Source organism: Peribacillus sp. NPDC096447 (assembly GCF_044762725.1).
GTDB lineage: Bacteria > Bacillota > Bacilli > Bacillales > DSM-1321 > Peribacillus.
On record NZ_JBIWEV010000002.1, the window covers coordinates 506662 to 527227 of the forward strand.

At 41.0% G+C, this 20566-nt stretch carries 20 protein-coding genes and 1 pseudogene; 10 read left to right on the top strand and 11 right to left on the bottom strand.

What is annotated here, in order from left to right:
- Position 1: 1 nt before the first annotated feature.
- Both argJ and argC read right to left on the bottom strand, forming a co-directional pair.
- Positions 2 to 1234: a bifunctional ornithine acetyltransferase/N-acetylglutamate synthase gene (argJ, locus tag ACIQZD_RS09365; RefSeq protein ID WP_402901110.1), complete on the bottom strand. Its 1233-nt coding sequence runs from the start codon at positions 1232 to 1234 to the stop codon at positions 2 to 4.
- Positions 1235 to 1250: 16 nt separating this feature from the next.
- Positions 1251 to 2288 (bottom strand): N-acetyl-gamma-glutamyl-phosphate reductase, encoded by a 1038-nt coding sequence (argC, locus tag ACIQZD_RS09370; protein ID WP_402901113.1) that lies wholly within the window; start codon positions 2286 to 2288, stop codon positions 1251 to 1253.
- A gap of 232 nt (positions 2289 to 2520) precedes the next feature.
- Between argC and ACIQZD_RS09375 the strand changes: the two genes are divergently transcribed.
- The gene (locus ACIQZD_RS09375) at positions 2521 to 3210 is read left to right on the top strand and encodes a Crp/Fnr family transcriptional regulator (protein ID WP_137017178.1); all 690 of its coding nucleotides are present in this window, start codon (positions 2521 to 2523) and stop codon (positions 3208 to 3210) included.
- A gap of 244 nt (positions 3211 to 3454) precedes the next feature.
- Here the strand turns inward: ACIQZD_RS09375 and moaA are convergent, their stop codons facing one another.
- The 3 genes from moaA to ACIQZD_RS09390 all read right to left on the bottom strand — a co-directional run bounded on the left by moaA (position 3455) and on the right by ACIQZD_RS09390 (position 5767).
- Positions 3455 to 4468 (bottom strand): GTP 3',8-cyclase MoaA, encoded by a 1014-nt coding sequence (gene moaA, locus ACIQZD_RS09380; protein WP_402901118.1) that lies wholly within the window; start codon positions 4466 to 4468, stop codon positions 3455 to 3457.
- A 106-nt stretch (positions 4469 to 4574) separates the two neighbouring features.
- Positions 4575 to 4883: a metal-sulfur cluster assembly factor gene (locus tag ACIQZD_RS09385; RefSeq protein ID WP_133348747.1), complete on the bottom strand. Its 309-nt coding sequence runs from the start codon at positions 4881 to 4883 to the stop codon at positions 4575 to 4577.
- 95 nt (positions 4884 to 4978) lie between these two features.
- Positions 4979 to 5767: an alpha/beta fold hydrolase gene (locus ACIQZD_RS09390; RefSeq protein WP_402901123.1), complete on the bottom strand. Its 789-nt coding sequence runs from the start codon at positions 5765 to 5767 to the stop codon at positions 4979 to 4981.
- A gap of 224 nt (positions 5768 to 5991) precedes the next feature.
- Here ACIQZD_RS09390 and ACIQZD_RS09395 point away from each other — a divergent pair, with 224 nt between their 5' ends.
- The 3 genes from ACIQZD_RS09395 (at position 5992) to ACIQZD_RS09405 (ending at position 7253) form a co-directional block, all read left to right on the top strand.
- Positions 5992 to 6807 (top strand): Cof-type HAD-IIB family hydrolase, encoded by an 816-nt coding sequence (locus ACIQZD_RS09395; RefSeq protein ID WP_402901126.1) that lies wholly within the window; start codon positions 5992 to 5994, stop codon positions 6805 to 6807.
- Between the two features lie 102 nt (positions 6808 to 6909).
- On the top strand, positions 6910 to 7062 hold the full coding sequence (locus tag ACIQZD_RS09400; RefSeq protein WP_202315534.1) for a hypothetical protein: 153 nt from the start codon (positions 6910 to 6912) through the stop codon (positions 7060 to 7062).
- The gene (locus ACIQZD_RS09405; protein WP_402901129.1) at positions 7062 to 7253 is read left to right on the top strand and encodes a DUF3813 domain-containing protein; all 192 of its coding nucleotides are present in this window, start codon (positions 7062 to 7064) and stop codon (positions 7251 to 7253) included. Before ACIQZD_RS09400 ends, ACIQZD_RS09405 begins: the two co-directional genes overlap by 1 nt.
- Before the next feature lie 47 nt (positions 7254 to 7300).
- Here the strand turns inward: ACIQZD_RS09405 and ACIQZD_RS09410 are convergent.
- A pseudogene (locus ACIQZD_RS09410) lies at positions 7301 to 7549 on the bottom strand (KGG domain-containing protein); the annotation flags it as partial.
- A gap of 136 nt (positions 7550 to 7685) precedes the next feature.
- Positions 7686 to 8528: a YitT family protein gene (locus ACIQZD_RS09415; RefSeq protein ID WP_402901132.1), complete on the bottom strand. Its 843-nt coding sequence runs from the start codon at positions 8526 to 8528 to the stop codon at positions 7686 to 7688.
- 156 nt (positions 8529 to 8684) lie between these two features.
- Between ACIQZD_RS09415 and ACIQZD_RS09420 the strand changes: the two genes are divergently transcribed.
- The 5 genes from ACIQZD_RS09420 to ACIQZD_RS09440 all read left to right on the top strand — a co-directional run bounded on the left by ACIQZD_RS09420 (position 8685) and on the right by ACIQZD_RS09440 (position 12362).
- On the top strand, positions 8685 to 9551 hold the full coding sequence (locus ACIQZD_RS09420) for a DegV family protein (protein ID WP_241590636.1): 867 nt from the start codon (positions 8685 to 8687) through the stop codon (positions 9549 to 9551).
- Positions 9552 to 9619: 68 nt separating this feature from the next.
- On the top strand, positions 9620 to 9751 hold the full coding sequence (locus tag ACIQZD_RS09425; protein WP_082196697.1) for a DUF3941 domain-containing protein: 132 nt from the start codon (positions 9620 to 9622) through the stop codon (positions 9749 to 9751).
- Positions 9752 to 9854: 103 nt separating this feature from the next.
- The gene (locus tag ACIQZD_RS09430; protein ID WP_063232211.1) at positions 9855 to 10346 is read left to right on the top strand and encodes a YajQ family cyclic di-GMP-binding protein; all 492 of its coding nucleotides are present in this window, start codon (positions 9855 to 9857) and stop codon (positions 10344 to 10346) included.
- A 239-nt stretch (positions 10347 to 10585) separates the two neighbouring features.
- Positions 10586 to 11461, top strand: a complete 876-nt coding sequence (locus tag ACIQZD_RS09435; protein WP_402901137.1) for an SDR family oxidoreductase — start codon at positions 10586 to 10588, stop codon at positions 11459 to 11461.
- 112 nt (positions 11462 to 11573) lie between these two features.
- Positions 11574 to 12362, top strand: coding sequence for an MBL fold metallo-hydrolase (locus tag ACIQZD_RS09440; protein WP_402901143.1), 789 nt, complete (start codon positions 11574 to 11576; stop codon positions 12360 to 12362).
- Positions 12363 to 12397: 35 nt separating this feature from the next.
- On the opposite strand, the gene ACIQZD_RS09445 is transcribed toward ACIQZD_RS09440, so the two are convergent.
- The 4 genes from ACIQZD_RS09445 to ACIQZD_RS09460 form a co-directional block, all read right to left on the bottom strand.
- Positions 12398 to 13444: a LacI family DNA-binding transcriptional regulator gene (locus ACIQZD_RS09445; RefSeq protein WP_402901150.1), complete on the bottom strand. Its 1047-nt coding sequence runs from the start codon at positions 13442 to 13444 to the stop codon at positions 12398 to 12400.
- A 331-nt stretch (positions 13445 to 13775) separates the two neighbouring features.
- A complete protein-coding gene (locus ACIQZD_RS09450) occupies positions 13776 to 15425 on the bottom strand; it encodes a glycoside hydrolase family 13 protein (RefSeq protein ID WP_402901153.1) in 1650 nt (549 codons plus the stop codon).
- A gap of 79 nt (positions 15426 to 15504) precedes the next feature.
- Positions 15505 to 17040, bottom strand: a complete 1536-nt coding sequence (locus ACIQZD_RS09455; RefSeq protein WP_402901156.1) for an alpha-amylase family glycosyl hydrolase — start codon at positions 17038 to 17040, stop codon at positions 15505 to 15507.
- A 150-nt stretch (positions 17041 to 17190) separates the two neighbouring features.
- Positions 17191 to 18441 carry a sugar ABC transporter substrate-binding protein gene (locus tag ACIQZD_RS09460; protein WP_402901159.1) on the bottom strand — a complete coding sequence of 417 codons (1251 nt, stop codon included), beginning with the start codon at positions 18439 to 18441 and terminating at the stop codon, positions 17191 to 17193.
- Positions 18442 to 18805: 364 nt separating this feature from the next.
- Between ACIQZD_RS09460 and ACIQZD_RS09465 the strand changes: the two genes are divergently transcribed.
- Positions 18806 to 20557 (top strand): glycoside hydrolase family 13 protein, encoded by a 1752-nt coding sequence (locus ACIQZD_RS09465; RefSeq protein WP_402901162.1) that lies wholly within the window; start codon positions 18806 to 18808, stop codon positions 20555 to 20557.
- Positions 20558 to 20566: the final 9 nt, after the last annotated feature.

Consider the following 20566-nt stretch of genomic DNA (forward strand, 5'->3'; position numbering starts at 1 on the left):
CTTACGAACGATAGCTTCCGTTTATTTTCACATAATCATAGGTTAAATCGCAGCCCCATGCCGTGCCTGATTCATTACCATCTTTCAAATAAACATGAATGATGATACTTTCATTTTCCAAGTATGCTTTGGCATCTTCCTCAGAAAACATGATTGGCTCACCATCTTTAAGTACGACAATGTCACCAAAAACGATCGTTGTTTGATCCGGATTGAATACGACTCCGCTTCTTCCCATCGCAGCAATGATTCGTCCCCAGTTTGCATCCGCTCCAAAAGCTGCCGTTTTCACTAGATTGGACCCAACGATCGTCTTCGCCATCATCTGTGAATCTTGCTTCGTATTCATGCCATGAACATTCACTTCTATCAGTTTTGTGGCACCTTCTCCGTCTTTCGCAATTTGTTTGGCGAGATTTTCCGAAGTTTGCTTTAATAATTCCAGGAAGATGGACCATTCCGGATGGTCAGGTGTCAAAGGTTCATTGTTCGCTTCTCCATTCGCGAGCACCAACACCATGTCGTTCGTTGAACAGTCGCCATCAACCGTGATTTGATTGAATGTATCATTTGTAATCGAGGATAGTGCTTGCTGTAAATCAGCCGGTTCAATTACAGCATCCGTCGTAATGAAGCCGAGCATTGTGGCCATGTTTGGATGAATCATTCCCGAGCCCTTTGCAGCACCGCCCATTTTCACGGTTTTACCGTCAATGATTGTTTCATAACCACAGCTCTTCGTTACGATATCCGTTGTTAAAATGGCTGTACCAAAAGCTTCAGCAGCTTCAGGTGTATTTTCTGGCTGCAATGACTCTATGCCTTTCCTTACCTTTTCCATTTCCATGAATTCCCCTATGACTCCCGTTGAAGCCACTGCAAATGAATGGTCCTCCAAACCGAACTTTTGAGCAGCAAGCTTCCTCATTTCCTTTGCATCTATTAAACCCTGTTCACCTGTACAAGCATTCGCACAAGCACTATTCACTACAATGCCGTGTAGTTTCCCAGTAACGGCAATGCTATCTTTCGTTACATTGATTGGAGCTGCCTGAACTATATTTTGTGTATAAACGGCCGCGGCTGATGCTGGGACATCGGTAAAAATGATGCCAACGTCCTTTTTAGAATAGCGTAATCCTGCATGGACACCTGACGCTTTGAACCCTTGGGGCATTAAAATGTTTCCTTCTTGAATATGTTTGATTTTTTCAACTTGCTGTAGTGTATTCATTGTTTCCCTCCAAAGTTTACGGATATAGCGGACTGTTCCATAGTCCTGCCGTTTCTTCTAGTCCCATTAATATATTTGCATTTTGAATGGCCTGCCCTGCAGCACCCTTCACTAAATTATCAATTACCGAAACCACCGTTACCTTACCTGTCCTTTCATCATAACCGACGCCAATGTCGCAAAAGTTCGATCCATATACCTGTTTCGTGGATGGAAAGCGATCAAGGGGCTGTACCCGGACAAATGGGTGGTTCTCGTATACGGTTTCGTATAAATCCTTTAATTCAACATTTGAGGTTTCCCGATTTACCTTAATATACATCGTAGCCATAATCCCTCTCGTCATTGGAACAAGATGTGTATTAAAGGTAATAGGCTGTAAACCTGATGACCATCGCCCAAGCTGTTGTTCGATTTCCGGTATGTGTTGATGTTGATTTACCTTATATATCTTAAAGTTCTCATTCATTTCACTATAATGGGTAACTGCCGAAAGTGATTTACCCGCCCCTGAAACCCCGGATTTTGCATCGATGATCACATCGGCAGCTGCTCCCGCCAATCCTTCAGTGAATAAAGGGGCAAGACCTAATAGTGAAGCGGTTGGGTAGCACCCAGGATTTGCAATAATCGTCGCTTTTTTTATTGCTTCGGCATTCCATTCAGCCAATCCGTATACGGCCTCTTCAATAATATGCTGAGGCGCGGCCGGCTTTTTATACCAGTGCTCGTATTCACCTGGAGTTTGAAGCCTGAGGTCTCCTGATAGGTCGATCACTTTAATGTCAAGGTTAGAAAATTCCGAAATCAATTGCGAAGAAACACCGGAAGGAGTTGCAAGAAATACAATATCGGATTTTTTTGCAATCGCTTCCGGATCAATTTTTTCTAATGTACCTTTCATATGCATTAAATGTGCATTATCTTCATATAAACTTCGACCAAATTGGGATGAAGTATGCAATGATTTTATTTTAAATTGCGGATGATTATTCAAAAATCTTATTAGTTCCATTCCTCCATAACCCGTTGCACCTACTATTGATACGTTCATAAAACCATCTCCTATAATTTCAGGTCCCTGTCATTCTTTGATTCTATTATTATATGACTGAATAAAAATAAAATCAAATGTATTTTTATAAAATTTAAAACATAAATTTTACATGAGAAATTATCCACCAAAAATCCTAGAATTATCCAAACTTGTTGACTACTAGGGTTTTTTCCGTTTAAATCAAAGGTAGTAATTGAGTAATGACGCTATCTGAAAGGTGGTCATATGCATGAATGAATTATCGTTATCTAATCGGATGCATGCAATTTTAGATAATAAACAACAAGTTAAACATATGGAAAAAGGGCGCTACCTTTTTCAGGAGAGCACCCCAGCAAGTGATTTGTATTACATTATTAAAGGGAAAGTGGAAGTGAGCAAGGTTGTTCCCGACGGTCGGGAATTAACTATACGCATTAGTTCAGAGAATGATTTGGTTGGGGAAACCGTCTTGTTTTCTCAAAATCCTAAATATATGATGAATGCAAAAATGATGGAAGATGGAACTGTTGCGGTTATCTCCAAAGAAGCATTAGAAGAAAAAATCGCCTCCGATAGCCATCTTGCAGTCGAGATGATGACATGGTTATCCGCTCAAAACCGTAAAAATCAGGCTAAATTCCGCGATATGCTCCTGCACGGTAAGAAAGGTGCATTTTACTCCACCCTCATCCGTTTATCAAATAGCTATGGCACTGAAGCAGAAGATGGTAAAGTTATCAATCTTCCCTTTACAAACCAAGAACTCGCCAATTTTTGCGGCACATCCCGCGAGGTGGTCAATCGAATGCTTGCTCAATTAAGGAAAAACAATGTCATCTCCATTAAAAAGGGACGCATTACTATTCTTGACTTTGACTATTTGAAACAGGAAATCGACTGTGAAAACTGTCCAATAGAAATCTGTACCATCGATTGAATCCCTCCCATAAAAAGCAGCAATACATAATGCTTTACTGATTTTAAAATGATTGGAGTTTATTTCAGGCTAAATCCATCCCTAGGACCATTGAATTATTTTCATTGCCTTGTGTCCTATATAAAAATGCATAAAAAAAGTATAAAAATCGATTTCGTCCATGACTGACATCAGTTCCTGACAACTAAACAAAAAAAGGGATGGCATAGCTGCCATCCCTTAATTTTTTACTCATTCGGACGGATTACCCGCCAATGAATGACATTTCGATTTTCCCCTGTTTCTTCACCGTTCCCGCTGCCCGCTCATCCGAATAGCGGTCGTCCCTACGGTTCCAAAGTGAAATGATGAACCCGGTTAATTCTTCATCTGTCATGTCGGAACGGAGTAATGACTTCAAGTCATGTCCCTTTCCATTAAACAGGCATGTATATAAACTTCCATTAGCAGAAAGACGTGCACGTGTACAACTTGAACAAAAAGACTCGGATACAGAGGTTATGAAGCCCACTTCTGCATTAGTGCCCTTATAACGGAAGCGTTTTGCCACCTCTCCAAAATAATCTTCTTCAACCGGTTCAAGATCGAATTCGGTTTGGAGCATCGCAAGCAGTTCTTTTTTCGTAATGACATTCTTCAACTGCCAGCCATTTGTATGTCCGACATCCATGAATTCTATATAGCGTAATTGAATGCCCTCATCTTTACAAAATCGGGCCATCGGCAGGATTTGAGATTCATTGGTTTCTTTTTTCACAACCATATTCACTTTAACGCCAAGCCCTGCTTCCTTGGCAGCAGCTATGCCTTCAATAACTGGCTTTATGCCGATATCCCTGCCGTTCATCTTCTTGAAAAGGTCGTCATCGAGGCTGTCCAAGCTGATATTCACCCTTTGCAAGCCAGCTTCCCTCAAATTTACGGCATGTTTTTTCAAGAAGACCCCATTCGTGGTCAATCCAATATCTTCAATACCTTCAATTTTAACGAGATTTGAAATCAGAGTGGTAAGATCTCTCCGTAGTAATGGTTCCCCGCCAGTCAACCTTAGTTTTTTTACCCCTAAGCCTGCGAATATTTTAGAAAGCCTTACAATTTCCTCATAAGATAATAGCTCACTTTTAGGCAGGAACTGAAAATTCTCGTGAAAAATTTCAGCAGGCATGCAATACTGGCAGCGAAAGTTACAGCGATCTATGACTGAAATCCTTAAATCCCTTAGTGGCCTGTCCAATGAATCTTTAATTTGACTGTTCAATTAACCACTCCTAGCCGAAAGTATTAGAAAAAACCAGACCATAAAAAGTGGCTCCTTGAATGGATTCACTTTTTTTGACTGGCTTTTTATTTCTATTACAGAGTTATTATTTGATACCTAATGCAATTTTAGCATATCTGGACATTTTGTCTTTCGTCCATGGCGGACTCCAGACAATCTTCACATCCGTTTCCTTGACCTCGGGGATATCTTCCAGAACCAATTTAACTTGATCTACGATCGTCCCAGCCATCGGACAGCCCATTGCTGTCAATGTCATCGTCACCGTTGTCAGACCTTCCTCATCCATATCCACATCATATACCAAGCCTAAATTAACGATATCTATACCAAGCTCAGGGTCAATGACCTGCTCCAAAGCTCCAAAAATAATGTCTTTTGTATCTTGATCCACTTCGATCACTCCTTTTATGGATAATCTCTTCGTTTTAGATTATCGGTTTCATCATTATGTCCGTATAAGCATCATAACAGATTTTGTGTGAGTACTTAAGCATTTTGCACAGCTGACAGTAAATGTTTCGCGAACCAGTCTGCTGTCTTAAGCACTCCTTCTCTACTGACCTTATGTCCAGCCTTAGGGTCAAGGATAAAATCAATTTTTTCATCTGCCTCATCATACCCTGCTTTGACCCCTTCATAAAAACGGTATGCATGTTGATAAGGCACAACCGGATCTTTGGCACCATGCCAAAAAAGAAGCGGACGGTCGGAAAGCTTATCCTGATTAAGACTCAAATCAAATGGCTTGAGCTGTTCAATCGCCTTGGCAACTTCCTCATCAGTAGCTGGGAAATTAACTTTCCTTTTCTTAATCTCCGCCATTTGGAGCTCTGCATACGCGACATATGATGGGTTACCCATTAAACTGACTCCGGCGGAAATCCATTCATAAGCAGCCAGGGCCCCATTAGTTACTATTCCCCCCATGGAAGTGCCCGCTACGCCAATTCTGTCGGGATCAATTAATTTTCGGGATAATAAATCATCCTTCAGCAAAGATAAATCGTGGATTGTCTGTAAAACCATTTCCCAAAAACGGGGCATCATTTGAGAATCACTTAAACCGGCTTCCCTTTCCCCATGATGAATCACATCGGGTAGAAGCACACGAAACCCCTTTTCAGCCAATAAATAAGCATAGTGTAGATTGTGTTCTTTTGCACTTTGAAAACCATGTATAAAAATAATAAGCGGCAATTCCTGTTTGAATGTGGTTTCTTCACCTAGGTGCAATACAGGAATATGTCCAATTAGTTCTTTTTCAATTATTATCAAGTTAACCCCTCCGAATAATTTGTTCCGGTCTTTCCAATACGATAATGGCATTGGCATCCATCATTTCATTCCTTTAAACCTGAGCTTCGCTTTAATTATCATAATCCTGGATATAGTAATATCATACAGGAATGCATAAAGAATGAAAAAGATTTACATTTACTTTAAAATAGGCTTAACAATATTCGCATATAATGAAATCAAAAAGAACAGAAGGTGTGTACATGGCTGAGAAACATTTGATCGTATTGGATCTTGATGGTACTTTACTTACAGATAACAAAACAATTTCTTCAAGGACTAAAAAAACACTCCTGAAACTAAAAGAAGATGGACACGAAGTTATGATCGCCACCGGGCGCCCCTTTCGCTCAAGTGAACTTTATTACCGGGAATTGGGGTTGACTACACCAATTGTTAATTTCAATGGCGCTTTCGTCCATCACCCATTACATACAAATTGGGGGGTATACCACTCTCCACTGGATATAAATGTTGCGAAAGATATTGTCGAAGCTTGTGATCAGTTTAAATATCACAACATCATCGCAGAAGTCCGGGATGAAGTTTATGTCCATTATCATGATGAAAAGTTAATGAACATGTTCAATGTAGGAAATCCGATCATGAAGACAGGTGACTTGCGCAATTACCTTCAGGATTCCCCAACTTCGATGCTAATTCACACAGATAGTGAATTCGTTGGACAGATTCGCCAGCATCTATCCGATGTTCATGCAGAATTGGTCGATCATCGCCGCTGGGCAGAGCCTTTTCATATCATTGAAATAATAAAAAGCGGGTTAAGTAAAGCCGTAGGGCTTAAACGTGTTTCCAACTATCTGGAAATTCCTCAAAACAGGATAATCGCTTTCGGTGATGAAGATAATGATTTGGAAATGCTCGAATACGCTGGAACCGGGGTGGCCATGGGAAATGCAATCTCACCAGTAAAAACGGTAGCAAATACGACTACATTGACGAATGAAGAAGATGGTATAGCCGTCTTCCTCGAAGAAAAATTCAATATAAAAGCCTAAAACGTCATTTTTTACCTTCATAATATCGATCTTTCAAGCCAAACTAATATGGACAACAGATCATCCCGTTGTCGACAACGCTCAGAATCGGAGGAGATAAGAATGGGTAAAAGCAGTAAATCTAAACGATTTGTACAGCAGGGCAAAGATAGTGTTGCCAGGCATGCCGAAAAAATCCCTTATCACACTACGTTTGAAGAGGCTGAAAAAGACAGGTTAAGAATTATGTCTGAACAAAGCTATGGTGGCTTCTAATGGGAAACAAATTATTCCAGAAGGCTAGGGAATTTGTTGAAGAAGCTCTCCACTCTGAGCATGACGGTGACCAGCAAAAGACAGAGGAAATCGCTAAAAACGCTCTTTCATCAGCCTTTGCCAATACGTCCGAGGCCGAAAAAGAACAACTGCGGGAACTCCAGGAAGAGCTGGAAAACCACTCTAAATAACGTGAAAGCCTCCAGGGTTCCTGGAGGCTTTCGCTTTGTTTTCATCAATTGTTATTTCGTGCCTTACCGCCTTTTTCACCGATTTCTTTATAAAAGTCTTTACCATGGGAATCAGCAGTGGCTTCTCCGCCCTTTTGCCCAATTTCTTGATAGAATTCCTTATCATGATTATCCGATGTGGCTTCTCCGCCCTTTTGCCCAATTTCCCGGTAAAAATCCTTGTCGTGATTTTTAGAAGTGGCTTCCCCGCCTTTACGGCCTGCTTCCTGTCTGCTCATTTTTTCGTCGTTAGCCATTTTCATCACTCCTTCATAAGATTTTAAATTGGCGCTACAATATAAGAATTAGCCGTTTTGTACAGGCAATAAACTTAAAACGCCCAAATACTTCCTTTTGTAATAGAAGTGTAATGGCCTTGATTTTTCCTTAATATCATTCCCTGCGGAAAGTCCCAACAATGCCTGATGTTTCTATGATGTTTGTGAAAGCGTGTGGATCCACTTCCTTGATGATCCGTTCAAGGTCATACAGTTCATACCTTGTAATGACAATCAATAACATTTCCTTAGTTTCGTTAGTGAATGCACCTTTTGCGGGAACCCTTGTTATTCCGCGAACTAACTTAGCATGGATTGCCTGTTTAAGCTCTTCGCTTTTCTTTGTAATGATCATGGCCGTAAGCTTTTCATGACGCGTATGTATCGCGTCCACGACACGGGTCGATGTATAAAGGGTAACAAGTGTGTACAAAGCTTTTTCCGGTCCATAAACAGCACCTGCCGTTACAATGATCACGCCATTCAGCAGAAATAAATAAGTACCTACAGGTTTATCTTTCTTCCGTGACAGAAGCATGGCGATAATATCCATTCCTCCAGTCGATGCACCGTATTTCAAGGTGATCCCCACACCTACTGCAGCAATGACTCCGCCAAATACCGCATTCAATAATATGTCAGGTGACCAACGTGTAATCGGAATGATTTCCATAAAGAAGGACATCAAGGCAACACTCAGGAAACTATAAAACGTGAAAGACTTTCCAACCTTACGCCAAGCAATGATCGTTACTGGAATGTTCAATAAAAGCAATAGAATACCTGTCGATACATTAAAAGGAGCAAAAGAACCAACCATCCTCGATAGAAGCTGAGCCACTCCCGTAAAGCCGCTTGCATATACGTTTGCCGGTATTAGAAAAAAGTTCATTGCGACGGCATTCAGCAATGCTCCGACCACAACTATGATAATTTTCTTCATTTCACCACTGTACATCCTAAAAACCTCCATTTCACCCTTATTCTATTATCTTTTTACCCTTAATTATTTATTCTATTTACGTAGAGATTGAATTTTCACCGTTACGTGCTACACTAAAAAGGAGAGTGACCACTCATTTTCTAAAAATTGTAAAAAGAAAGCAGGTGTATTATGGCTATCACAATTCTTGCAGATAGTGCATGTGATTTGCCGTTGTCTTTCTATAAGGAAAACAATGTTTCATTAATCCCTTTACAAGTCCATCTTGACGGGGAAAATTATGAAGATTTACTTACTATTAATTCTCACGAAGTCTATCAGGCGATGCTTGAAGGAAAAGCCCCGAAAACATCGCAAGCTTCCCCAGAATGCTTTATAGAACTTTTCACACAGTTTGCCAAGGAGAAAAAACAAGGGATATATATTGCCTTTTCCTCTGAGTTATCAGGAACATATCAAACGGCAGTGATGATCCTTAATCAAGTGAAGGAAGAGTACCCTGACCTTGACATTGAGATCGTCAATACGAAATGCGCTTCGATGGGCGTCGGTTTAATTGTAAAGAAAGCAGCCGATCTGGCAGCAAACGGTGCCACTAAAGAAGAAATCCTGGCTGCCATCGAATTCCAAACCCGGCATATGGAGCATCTATTCACTGTAGATAACCTAGAATACCTGGCCCGTGGCGGCCGCATCTCCAAGACATCTGCCCTTGTTGGCGGTTTATTAAACATTAAACCGTTATTGCATGTTGAAGATGGAAAGCTTGTTCCGCTTGAAAAGATACGCGGCAAAAAGAAATTGATTAAACGTGTAATCGAATTAATGCACGAAAGAGGCAAAAACTTAACAACCCAAACGATTGCCATCAGTCATGGTGATGATGAAGCAACGGCCCTGGAATGGAAGGAAGCCATCCAAAATGAATTCGGGACAACCGACTTCATGATCCATACAATTGGCTCCGTCATCGGTGCACATGCCGGTCCTGGCACAATTGCCCTCTTCTTCTTAAACGATACCCCTGAGAAATCATAAACATACATACTCCCTTCCATAATTGTGAACAATATATATTGATCAGATAATGGAAGGGAGTTTTCACTATGTCCAAAACAACCGATGACAATAAAAGGCCAAAAGATAACCAAGCGAGAAATGCTGAAAAAAATATCGCTTATCAGGAAAACCTTACTGCAGGTAAGCACTCCTATTCGAAGAAAACGGACCATAAATGAAGCGCGGGGCTTGTCCCCTCGCTTTTTTAATATCGTTTATATAGTTGTCTTCCTATCACACTTTCTCTATAATAAAGGAAATAAACCCTGCTGGAGGTAAGTGATGGCAAAGGAAAATTCATTTGATATTGTTTCGAAAGTAGACTTTTCAGAGGTAACGAATGCAGTTACCATGGCTATGAAGGAAATACAGACTCGCTATGATTTTAAAGGGAGCATTAGCAGCATCACCATTGAAAAAGAAGACCTGGTTCTAGTATCCGACGATGAATATAAGCTTGAACAGCTGAAGGATGTTCTCATCAGTAAGCTCATTAAACGTGACGTACCCGTCAAGAACCTGGATTATGGCAAATTAGAAGGAGCTTCTGGCGGAACCGTTCGCCAACGGGCCAAGTTAATTCAAGGCATCGATAAGGAGCAAGCAAAAAAAATCAATACCATCATTAAAAATAGCGGTCTTAAAGTGAAAAGCCAAATCCAGGATGATCAAATCCGGGTTACCGGTAAGAACCGGGATGATTTACAAGGAATCATTTCCGCGATCCGGGGCGCTGATCTGTCCATTGATGTACAATTCCTAAATTACCGCTAAGTATGAAGGCCTCACCTGCTTTGGGTGGGTCTTTTTTTATTTGTTGCAACTGCCTCCATCATCGTTCATCCCCCCTTTTCTTCAAATGAATCGCCTTCATGAAACATGGAAAGACTAGTCATGTTCCCTTCAGTTAAAACATTAAACATGAATTGATTTGGGTATTTTTTCCATGTTTTCTTTTTCCTAAAAGAAGGAATAGAAAAAGCGTAGATAATTAAATGGGAGGCGTTTATATCTTGACTACTCAAAACCAAAATCAGAACAAACAAGGATTTCCACCTCAACATCAGCAGCATCAACCTGGATTGGAAACAAAAATGGAACCGAACCCTGATTCAGTTAAAGCTGCCTACAAAGGAAGCGGCAAATTGAAAGGTAAAACGGCAATCATTACAGGAGGAGACAGCGGAATCGGTAAATCAGTTGCCATTTACTACGCTAAAGAAGGAGCGAATGTGACAGTTGCATATTTGGATGAACACGAGGATGCCAAAGCGACAAAAGAATTGATCGAAAAAGAAGGCCAGAAATGTTTACTCATTTCCGGTGATATCGGTGATGAATCCTTCTGCCAGGATGTCGTCAAAAAAACGGTTGATGAATTTGGCGGTTTGGACATTCTAGTCAACAATGCCGGAGAGCAGCATGTGCAGACAAGTATCCTGGACATTTCAGCTGAACAATTGGAAAAAACATTCCGCACGAATATTTTCTCGATGTTCCACTTAACTAAAGCTGCATTGAAGCACCTGAAAAAAGGAAGCAGCATCATTAATACAACCTCTATCACAGCCTATCAAGGCAACCCAAAACTAATCGATTACTCTTCAACAAAAGGTGCAATACTGGCATTTACAAGAGCCCTGTCGAACTCCATCTCAAAAGATGGCATCAGAGTGAACGGTGTGGCTCCAGGCCCGATCTGGACACCGCTGATTCCTGCCTCATTCGGAGAAGAGGATGTTGCCAAATTTGGACAGGATACTCCAATGGGCCGTGCAGGGCAGCCAGAGGAATTGGCACCAGCCTATGTATATTTGGCAAGTGATGATTCATCCTATGTCAGCGGACAAGTCATCCATGTAAACGGCGGGACCGTAGTAAACGGATAAGGCCTTACCTTTTCAAAAGCAGTGGATTTCACAAATCCACTGCTTTTACACTTTCAAGAGAGGATATTACCGGTTAACGCGGAATATATGAATGGAAGGAGTGGAGTCATTTATGAAAAAAATTGTAGATTCATGGTTCACCGTTCAGGAATTGGACTCAAAAACGTTTGCAATCAGTGAATATGGTCATTGGGAGAAAGTTCATTCCTTTTTATTACTTGGGGAGACCCTGGCTGCGTTAATCGACACAGGGTTAGGCATCGGTTCGATTAAGGGGATTACAGACCAGCTTACCGATCTTCCGATTATCGTCCTGACCACACATGTTCATGCGGATCATATTGGCGGTCACGGTGATTATGATACCATTTATGTTCATGGTGATGATGCCAATTGGCTGATCAACGGCATTGAAGGTTTGTCCTTGGAACAAATAAGAAAGAACATGGCCCGGGATATCACTATACCCGTACCGGAATCATTCGATCCTTTTACATACAAGCCATACCAGGGGTACCCTGATAGGCTCTTATCGGATGGGGACACGATCGATCTTGGGAACCGTAGTTTAATCATTTATCACACGCCTGGGCATTCACCTGGCCACATCTCAATTATGGATAATGAAACAGGTTATTTATTCACTGGCGACCTGCTTTATTCAGATACTCCCGTTTATGCATTTTATCCCTCGACGAGCCCTGAAGACCTTGTTAATTCGTTAGAAAAAATCGCAAAGATCAAGGCAGTCTCCAAAATCTATGGCGGACACAACCAACTCGGCCTCGAACCAAGGATTCTTGAGGAAGTTCTTGCAGCCATTCAATATCTTAAAGAGAATAAATTAGTCAGACACGGAACGGGTGTACATGCATTCAAAAGTTTCAGCGTACATTTCTAGCAAAAAAAGGCATTGCTCTTGCAATGCCCTTTTCGTCAATAAGTCATGGCCATTGCACCTTGCTTGATCGATCTGCAGGAATGCCTTTCCACGAAATGATGTGGAATGATGGTCCCGGCGGCAGGAGCATCCCCAGTCTGCAGCATGTGAATGATGCCCTTAGCGGCCTGATATCCCAAATCAAAAATATTAATATCTACGGAAGTCAGGGCCGGTAATGACAGTTCAGAGAAAAGAACGTTATTGAAGCTGACGATTGACATTTCTTCAGGAGTGCGCACGCCCATCTCGCGAAGTGAATGCACGATGCCAAGTGCCATGAGATCATCACTGACCACCAAAGCGGTAGGTGGTTCATCGATGGATAGTAAACTTTTTGCAGCGGCTTGTCCCCCTTCATGCAAAAAATCTTCATGCAGGGTATATTCCATCCTTCGATCGATTCCAGCCCTCTCCAATGCCCGTTCATATCCTGATAAGCGATCAAGGGTCATCACAAGGGTTACATCACCTCCGATGAATCCAACCCTTTCATGCCCTAGCTGTATGAGGTAATCCGTTGCCTGTTCGGCTGCCAAGACATTATCATTATCAACATATGTTATCTCCTCGATGTAATCATAGGGCTTCCCAATGATTACAAATGGAAAAGCCCTTTCTCTCAAATAGGTCAGAATGTGATCGTTCATCCTTGAATACATCAGGATTATTCCATCCACCATCCCCCCCTGCACCATATTCACTACTCCTTCGTAGATTTCATCTTCGGTTTTTCCCGTGCTTAGCAACAGGGAATAGTGGTTTTCCTGGGCTCCCTCACTTAGACCCTGGAGGATCGTCGGAAAAAAGGGATTTTGATAATAATCATTTGACGAACTTGGCATTACCAAACCAATGATCCTGGTCGATTGATTGGCAAGACTACGTGCAATGAAGTTTGGATGGTATCCTAATTTATTCATCGCCTTACGTACCCGTACCTTTGTTTTTTCACTTATCCGAGGATTGTTTGCAATCACTCGAGAAACTGTTGAAGGAGCAACATTCGCTAGCTGTGCCACATCTTTTATTGTGATGGCCATGCATTTCCCCTCTCCCCTCTTAGCCTTTATTGATTTCATTTTTTAAAAAGGTGAATACCAATAAACACTTCTTTAATATTTGTTTTATATTTATACATTTTGTATGTATTCATAATACACTCAGTTCAATAGTTATATCCATACTTTTTTTAATGTTTGTTCAATTTATCAGAAAATACTCACTTTTCCGTTTTTTCATCTATGTTTTAAAATTCAAAAAGAAGCTGATGTATGATCAGCTTCTTAAAAAACGACAGGTGTATTGGAAAATAAGAAGTCAGACGACTAACTACATAGGTTTTAAGCTAATTTCCAATCAAGTCCATAGCAATCAATAACGATAAATCCTCGTTTCATATGGACGTAAATCAATAAGGGACACCTCAGGGCAATCATCATAATTAGCTAGTAAGAGTTCCATTTTTCCCCAATAAGAAAGGTCGATTTGATGGTGATTCATACTAAAGTTACATACTACCATGACTGAATTATCATTCATACTTCTTGTATAAATATAAAGTTCAGGGTGATCTTCCCATAACAATTCATATTCCCCATAAACGAGGACCTTATGTTTTTTTCGAAGTTCAATCATCTTTTTATAAAAATGATAAATGGATGACGGGTCATTTTTCTGCTGTTCTACATTAATGGCGCGATAATTTGGATTAACCCTCATCCAAGGTGTTCCATGGGTGAATCCGCCATTTTCAATATCGTTCCATTGCATCGGTGTTCGTGAATTATCACGGCCGCTATGCCATATAATGTTCATGATTTCATCATGAGGACGACCTTTCGAGGTCTCTATCCGGTAAAAGTTTTTCATTCCGACATCATCATAATCATCAATCGAATCAAATTGGACATTCGTCATGCCAATTTCCTGACCTTGATAAATAAAAGGTGTCCCTTGCATGAAAAAGTATAGGGCCCCTATCATTTTTGCGCTTTCCAACCAATATTGATGATCATTTCCCCAGGTGGATACACTTCTCGGCTGGTCATGATTTTCAAAAAACAAAGCATTCCATCCTTTGTTTTTCAGCCCCTTTTGCCATTTGGTCATTGTGCGCTTTAACCCTTGAACATCAACATCGTGATTCTGTCCCCTATTCCAAAGTCCAAGATGTTCAAATTGAAAAATCATATTGAACTTCCCATTCGATTCCCCGACCCATTCTTCCGCCTGCTCAATCCTGACGCCATTGGCCTCACCGACCGTCATGATATCATACTTAGAGAAAGTCTCTTCTTTCAACTCCTGAAGGTAATCCAGAATCCCGTCCTGATTGGTATGCATTTCAAACGCAGGCACATACTGATGCCAATAAGGATTGGGCATATCCGGAAGGCCTTCACGCTTATGAATATGCGTGATCGCATCAATCCGGAAGCCATCGATTCCCTTATCGAGCCACCAATTGACCATTTCATATAATGCCTTTCGCACATCAGGATTTTTCCAGTTTAAGTCTGGCTGCTTTTCGGCAAATAAATGTAAATAGTATTGATTGGTCCTTTCATCGAATTTCCAGGCACTTCCGGAAAAGATGCTTTCCCAATTATTAGGCTCACGGCCGTCCTGCCCATCCCTCCATATATACCAATCCCGTTTCGGATTATCGCGGGAAGAACGTGACTCGACGAACCAAGGGTGCTCATCACTTGTATGATTCAAAACAAGATCGAGTATTACCTTCATCCCACGGCCGTGAACATCTTTCAATAACAGATCAATATCTTCGATTGAACCGAATTCATCGGAAACTGCCTGATAGTCACTAATATCATAGCCATTATCCGCATTGGGCGATTTATAAAATGGACAAATCCAAATAACATCTATACCCAAATCCTGCAGGTAGTCAAGCTTTGATATCAATCCTTTTATATCCCCGATTCCATCACCATTACTATCCATGAAACTGCGCGGGTATATTTGATAGCAAACCGCTTCTTTCCACCAGGTCTTATTCATGCTGTAACCTCCCGATCCTGTTTTCCACAAAGCCTTAGGGACAATGTTTGGCGGCTACCGACAATCGAGAGGCATATGATTATTTTGGTTGGTTCCGTTTTGAACGCTTAATAACCAAAGCAATGAATATACCAAAAATAAGAAGAACCAATCCTATAACTAACAGGTAAGGAATATTGATAATCGACTTAGGTGACAGCGTGTAGACTTCCGTCGTCTCCCTGTCGATTACGATAGAGTAACTGTTGTCCTTACTGCGGACCAGATCCCCATTCAGCATACCTCTCAACTCTTTATTGCTTTCAAGTTCCTTATCAGTAAGGTTTATCGTTTGAGTTTCAGTCGTATTGTTCATGGCGACGACAATCGTTTCTTCACCATATACACGCTTGAATACCGAAGCTCCACCTTTTTCATATAAAAGCTCCATATCCCCTTTTTTCAATGCTGGGTACATGTCTCTGAGGTCAGAAAGCTTTGTTATATATTCCACTAATTCCTGTTCTGTCTTAAAATTCATCAATTTATGATTATCCGGGGCAATATCGCCGTTCAAGGCAATTTCCGATCCATAAAATACGATTGGCACCCCTGGCATCGTATATAGATACGACAGCGCCATTCTCCATCTGGAACCTGGATTTTCGTTATGGTCGGCTGCATCCTTTGTAAACCGGGGCATTCCCTGCGTATCCATGAACAAAGCCTGATGGGCATTGCCCCCTAATTCATCTTCGCTTTTCGCAAACGCATCAAAAACAGGTTTCAATTCTTTATCGGGTGCAGCAAATGCTTCCCGTAGCTCTGAATTTTGCGGATAAGCCATAAAAGCATCAATACCCGTCTCCTTGTAGCTTGAAATCAATTCGGCATCACCTTGTACATCGCCGATTGTATAGAAATTTGATTTTTCAGATTTAACTGCATCCACAAATTCCTTCCAAAAATCCTTCGCTACGTATTGGACTTTATTTATACGGTATCCATCAATATCGGTTTCCGTTATCCACCATTTGGCAGCATCCAGTAAATATTTTCTTGTTTCCACATTATCTTGATTCAAATCAGGAAGTCCATCGACCCAGCCTGTTTCCAAATCCGCTTGGCTACCGTCCTTGGAAATCTTTTTTTCTTCATGGAACCAACCTTGTTTTTTGGGATCGGTCAGCCAAGTGGAGTCAGGACCCACATTATTTGCTTGAAAATCAATGATCACCTTCATATCGCGTTTATGTGCCTCATTCACGAGTTTTTTAAACTCTTTCATTGTCCCATAGTGTTTATCCGTTTTATAAAAATCGGCCACCCAATCGCCATGATAGCCATTTTCATCATTTGCGAAAATCGGTGAAAGGATGATAGCGGTATAACCCATATCTTTTAAATAATTAAGTTTCTTCGTGACACCTTCGAAATCCCCACCATTAAACGCGGAAGGGTCATTCACGTTCGCATCTCCATTATTTTGAGTATTCCCATCGAAAAATCTGTCGACCAATAATGAATATACGATTTCATCCTTCCAAGTTCGTTGTTCTTTTTCAGCTGCTCCTACTGGAATGGCGTAAAAAAGAAGCAACGGAATTAAAGCGAGTGATAACACTCTTTTTCTCATATCCGCTCTCCTCCTAGCTATCTCTTTACGCCTTTAAGATTAGCCTTTTGACCCCTTAACGTCAAATCCAATTTATAAAAAACTTTACACTAAAGGGACAAATTGGGGATACTGGTTATGGTTTCTGAATCGGAAAAAGGCAGAACATGATTAACGTTCTTTTTTTATCGTCTTGACCGCTTTATCCAAGGCCCTTTTTGGTTTTGCTTTTTGAGTGGTCATTTCATCCATGGCTGAATTCATCGGTCCCCATACCTTATTCATTTCCGGAATATTCGGTACTGGTTCAGCGTATTGTAATTGTATGCTTAAGGCTTGTGCCCTTTCATTTTCATTGATTGCGGCATTGTGTTTGATTGATTTATTCGGAGGGATTTCCCCTATTAAATCATAACGCTGCATTGCATTATCATCATTAGTCAAATATTCAACTAACTTCGTAGACCAATAAGGATGTTTTGTGAATGCTGTTACATGCCAGCCTTTGATTTCCATGAACGTTTTCATTGGCTGGCCATTGGGCAATTCAGGCATGGGGGCAATTCCTATATCCTTCCGCTCGGTAAATGAGTTCCCGTCACTCATGATAGAAGCCAAATTCCCTTGTATGAACAACTTTTCGATCGCTGCCTTGTCGCCTTTGGGAATCAAACCCGCCCTATACCATTTTTGGATGTATGCAGCCCCTTTTATGGCACCCTTATTATTCAAACCAATGTCGGAAGGGTCTAGTTTTCCATTCTTATCTTTAAATATATAACCTCCCATTCCAGCGATTACTCCATACGAATCTTGGAAATCATTCCATTTGGCGTAGTAACCATGAACTTTACCCTTTCTTAAATCCTTCGCCATTTTATAAAGGCCATTCATCGTCTCAGGAGCCTTAGCCATCAATTTTTTATTATAAAAGAAAACGGATGTGTTTACGGATTTCGGCAATCCAAATACCTTATCTTGATACATTTCCCCCCTAATTGAAGGTTCAATGAAGGCATTCAATACTTCATCTTTCACCTTCACTTCCTGAATTAAGCCTTCCTTCACGATTTGCCCGACTCTTTCATGAGAAAAAGTTACGACATCCGGGGCCTTTCCGTTTCCGATTGGCCCATCACGACGAAGCCGCTCATACATCTCGGTAGCTATTTCAAGCTCTTCATGCTCAACGTTGATTCCATATTCTTTTTCAAAAGCTTCAATCACCGGCTTTAGGGCCTCCGCTCTACCTTTTTCCTCCCAAATGATCAATTTTTCCGGCTTCGCTTCATTGCTGGCCTCGTCTTCCTTTTCCTTATTTTCTTTCACTGCTTCATTTTCCAAATCTGAACTGGAACCACAAGCACTTACACTAACGATCAAAAACATGGACATGAACAAATGAAAAATCAGCTTCTTCACTTTGATTCTCCTTTTTAAAATGTTTATTCTATCATGTCCAAAAGCACCGAATAATACTGTTTTTTCAGTTCAGTACTTCAAATAAAGCCACTTAATGAAAGCGGTGCCAAAGCTATTGTTATCATTATATGAACGGCTTTGGTTTTTACAACATTTTCCTTGACGTATTTATTTCCTTGTAGTGATGAACACTTTTTGTTATTTTTTAGTTAATGAGTGCTTCTTTCAATTGAAATAGGGTATATAACCATATTGAAAAAGCACTTAACCTGGCTAGTGCAGCTTCATAGAGATCCCCCTCATAAACAGCTGGAAGTTTCCTTTTTCACATCCTCAAATACTTATAGAATTGGAGTGGTTTAAAATGGAATATTCATCCATACACCATAGACCTAATGACAATTACAGCTATCCCATCAACACTGAAACCTTACATATCCGCCTACGTACGAAAAAACAAGATATCTCCTCAGTTGGATTGATTTTTGGTGATCCATACATATCAGATAATGGTCAATGGCAGTACGAAGAACTTCCCATGAGTTTGTCAGGCAGTGATAACCGTTATGATTATTGGCATATTTATGTGAAACCTCCTTACCGAAGAATTCGATATGGGTTCAAGGTAACCTCAGAAGAAGAAAGTGCATTTTACACGGAAAAGGGCTTCTTTAAAGAAGCCCCCCGAGATCCCGGATGCTATTTTGCGATTCCCTATCTACATCAAAATGAAGTTTTCAAGGCACCTGAATGGGTCAAGGATACAATTTGGTACCAAATTTTCCCTGAACGGTTTGCGAACGGAAACCCCGACAACGATCCGGAAGGTGTGAAACCGTGGGGAAGTGAAGACCCGGCGGTGGATAATTTTTTTGGCGGGGACTTTGAAGGAATCATTGAACATTTGGATTACCTAGAGAATCTCGGCATCAACGGAATCTATTTCACGCCAATCTTCCATGCCCACTCCAATCATAAATACGATACGATTGATTATCGGAGTATCGATCCGCAATTCGGAACGAAGGAAACATTGAAAACGCTCATAACCGAATGCCACAAACGGAATATCCGGGTCATGCTGGATGCCGTATTTAACCATAGCGGCTACTATTTCCCCCCTTTTCAGGATTTACTCGAAAAAGGAGAGAAATCGAAATATAAGGATTGGTTCCACCCACACAGCTTCCCACTTAAGGGAGGGGAAAGGCCCAATTATGAAACATTCGGTTTTTTTGAATCGATGCCAAAATTGAATACGAAAAATCCGGAGGTGAAAGAATATCTGCTCGAAGTCTCGGCTTATTGGATCAAGGAGTTCGATATAGACGCCTGGCGGCTCGATGTGGCAAATGAAGTCGACCAGCCATTCTGGCGTGAATTTCGAACAACGGTGAAAAAAATAAAGCCTGACCTTTATATTCTTGGGGAAATTTGGCATGACTCAATGCCATGGCTTCGCGGCGATCAGTTCGATGCCGTCATGAATTACCCTTTCACCAACCAAGTTTTTCGCCTGGTCGCCTCACAAACCATCAATGCACGCGAGTTCACAGAAGAAATGACAGCTATCTATCACAGTTATCCGACCAATGTTTTTGACGTGACATTCAATCTTCTTGGAAGTCATGATACACCGCGGATTTTCACGGATTGCGGGGAAGATCTAGCTCGAGCCAAGCTCATCCACGCAATCCTGCTGACATTCAATGGCAGCCCTTGTATATACTATGGCGATGAAATCGGCTTAACCGGTGACATGGATCCAGGGTGCCGAAAATGCATGGTCTGGGAAGAAGAAAAACAAAACACCGAGCTACTCAATGAAATTAAGGCATTGATCTCCTTGCGAAAAGAAGAACGATTACTTGCCAATGACGGGAAGTTCCAATTCCTTGATACAGCCGGAAACGAAAATATCGTGGCCTACCAAAAGTATAATGAAAAACGTTCTGTCGTGATCCTCATCAATCCGACGGATGTTCAGCAATCCTTTACCCTCCCTTTCGATTTGGAAGGACGTACACTAACGGATTTAAGAACAAAAGTAACCACACAAGTTGGCAAAATTGAAATGAGCGGTTATCAATATAAAATTCTCGCAATCAATCATTGAGGCAATGAA

Bases quoted from the DNA above. Each gene is read 5' to 3' on its own strand.
- ACIQZD_RS09405 (WP_402901129.1), top strand. From the start codon at position 7,062: ATGGGAAACAAATTATTCCAGAAGGCTAGGGAATTTGTTGAAGAAGCT.
- ACIQZD_RS09420 (WP_241590636.1), top strand. From the start codon at position 8,685: ATGGCTATCACAATTCTTGCAGATAGTGCATGTGATTTGCCGTTGTCT.
- ACIQZD_RS09400 (WP_202315534.1), top strand. From the start codon at position 6,910: ATGGGTAAAAGCAGTAAATCTAAACGATTTGTACAGCAGGGCAAAGAT.
- ACIQZD_RS09375 (WP_137017178.1), top strand. From the start codon at position 2,521: ATGAATGAATTATCGTTATCTAATCGGATGCATGCAATTTTAGATAAT.
- argC (WP_402901113.1), bottom strand. From the start codon at position 2,288: ATGAACGTATCAATAGTAGGTGCAACGGGTTATGGAGGAATGGAACTA.
- ACIQZD_RS09455 (WP_402901156.1), bottom strand. From the start codon at position 17,040: ATGAGAAAAAGAGTGTTATCACTCGCTTTAATTCCGTTGCTTCTTTTT.
- ACIQZD_RS09445 (WP_402901150.1), bottom strand. From the start codon at position 13,444: ATGGCCATCACAATAAAAGATGTGGCACAGCTAGCGAATGTTGCTCCT.
- ACIQZD_RS09430 (WP_063232211.1), top strand. From the start codon at position 9,855: ATGGCAAAGGAAAATTCATTTGATATTGTTTCGAAAGTAGACTTTTCA.
- ACIQZD_RS09415 (WP_402901132.1), bottom strand. From the start codon at position 8,528: ATGTACAGTGGTGAAATGAAGAAAATTATCATAGTTGTGGTCGGAGCA.
- ACIQZD_RS09425 (WP_082196697.1), top strand. From the start codon at position 9,620: ATGTCCAAAACAACCGATGACAATAAAAGGCCAAAAGATAACCAAGCG.
- ACIQZD_RS09440 (WP_402901143.1), top strand. From the start codon at position 11,574: ATGAAAAAAATTGTAGATTCATGGTTCACCGTTCAGGAATTGGACTCA.
- ACIQZD_RS09450 (WP_402901153.1), bottom strand. From the start codon at position 15,425: ATGAATAAGACCTGGTGGAAAGAAGCGGTTTGCTATCAAATATACCCG.
- argJ (WP_402901110.1), bottom strand. From the start codon at position 1,234: ATGAATACACTACAGCAAGTTGAAAAAATCAAACATATTCAAGAAGGA.
- ACIQZD_RS09395 (WP_402901126.1), top strand. From the start codon at position 5,992: ATGGCTGAGAAACATTTGATCGTATTGGATCTTGATGGTACTTTACTT.
- ACIQZD_RS09465 (WP_402901162.1), top strand. From the start codon at position 18,806: ATGGAATATTCATCCATACACCATAGACCTAATGACAATTACAGCTAT.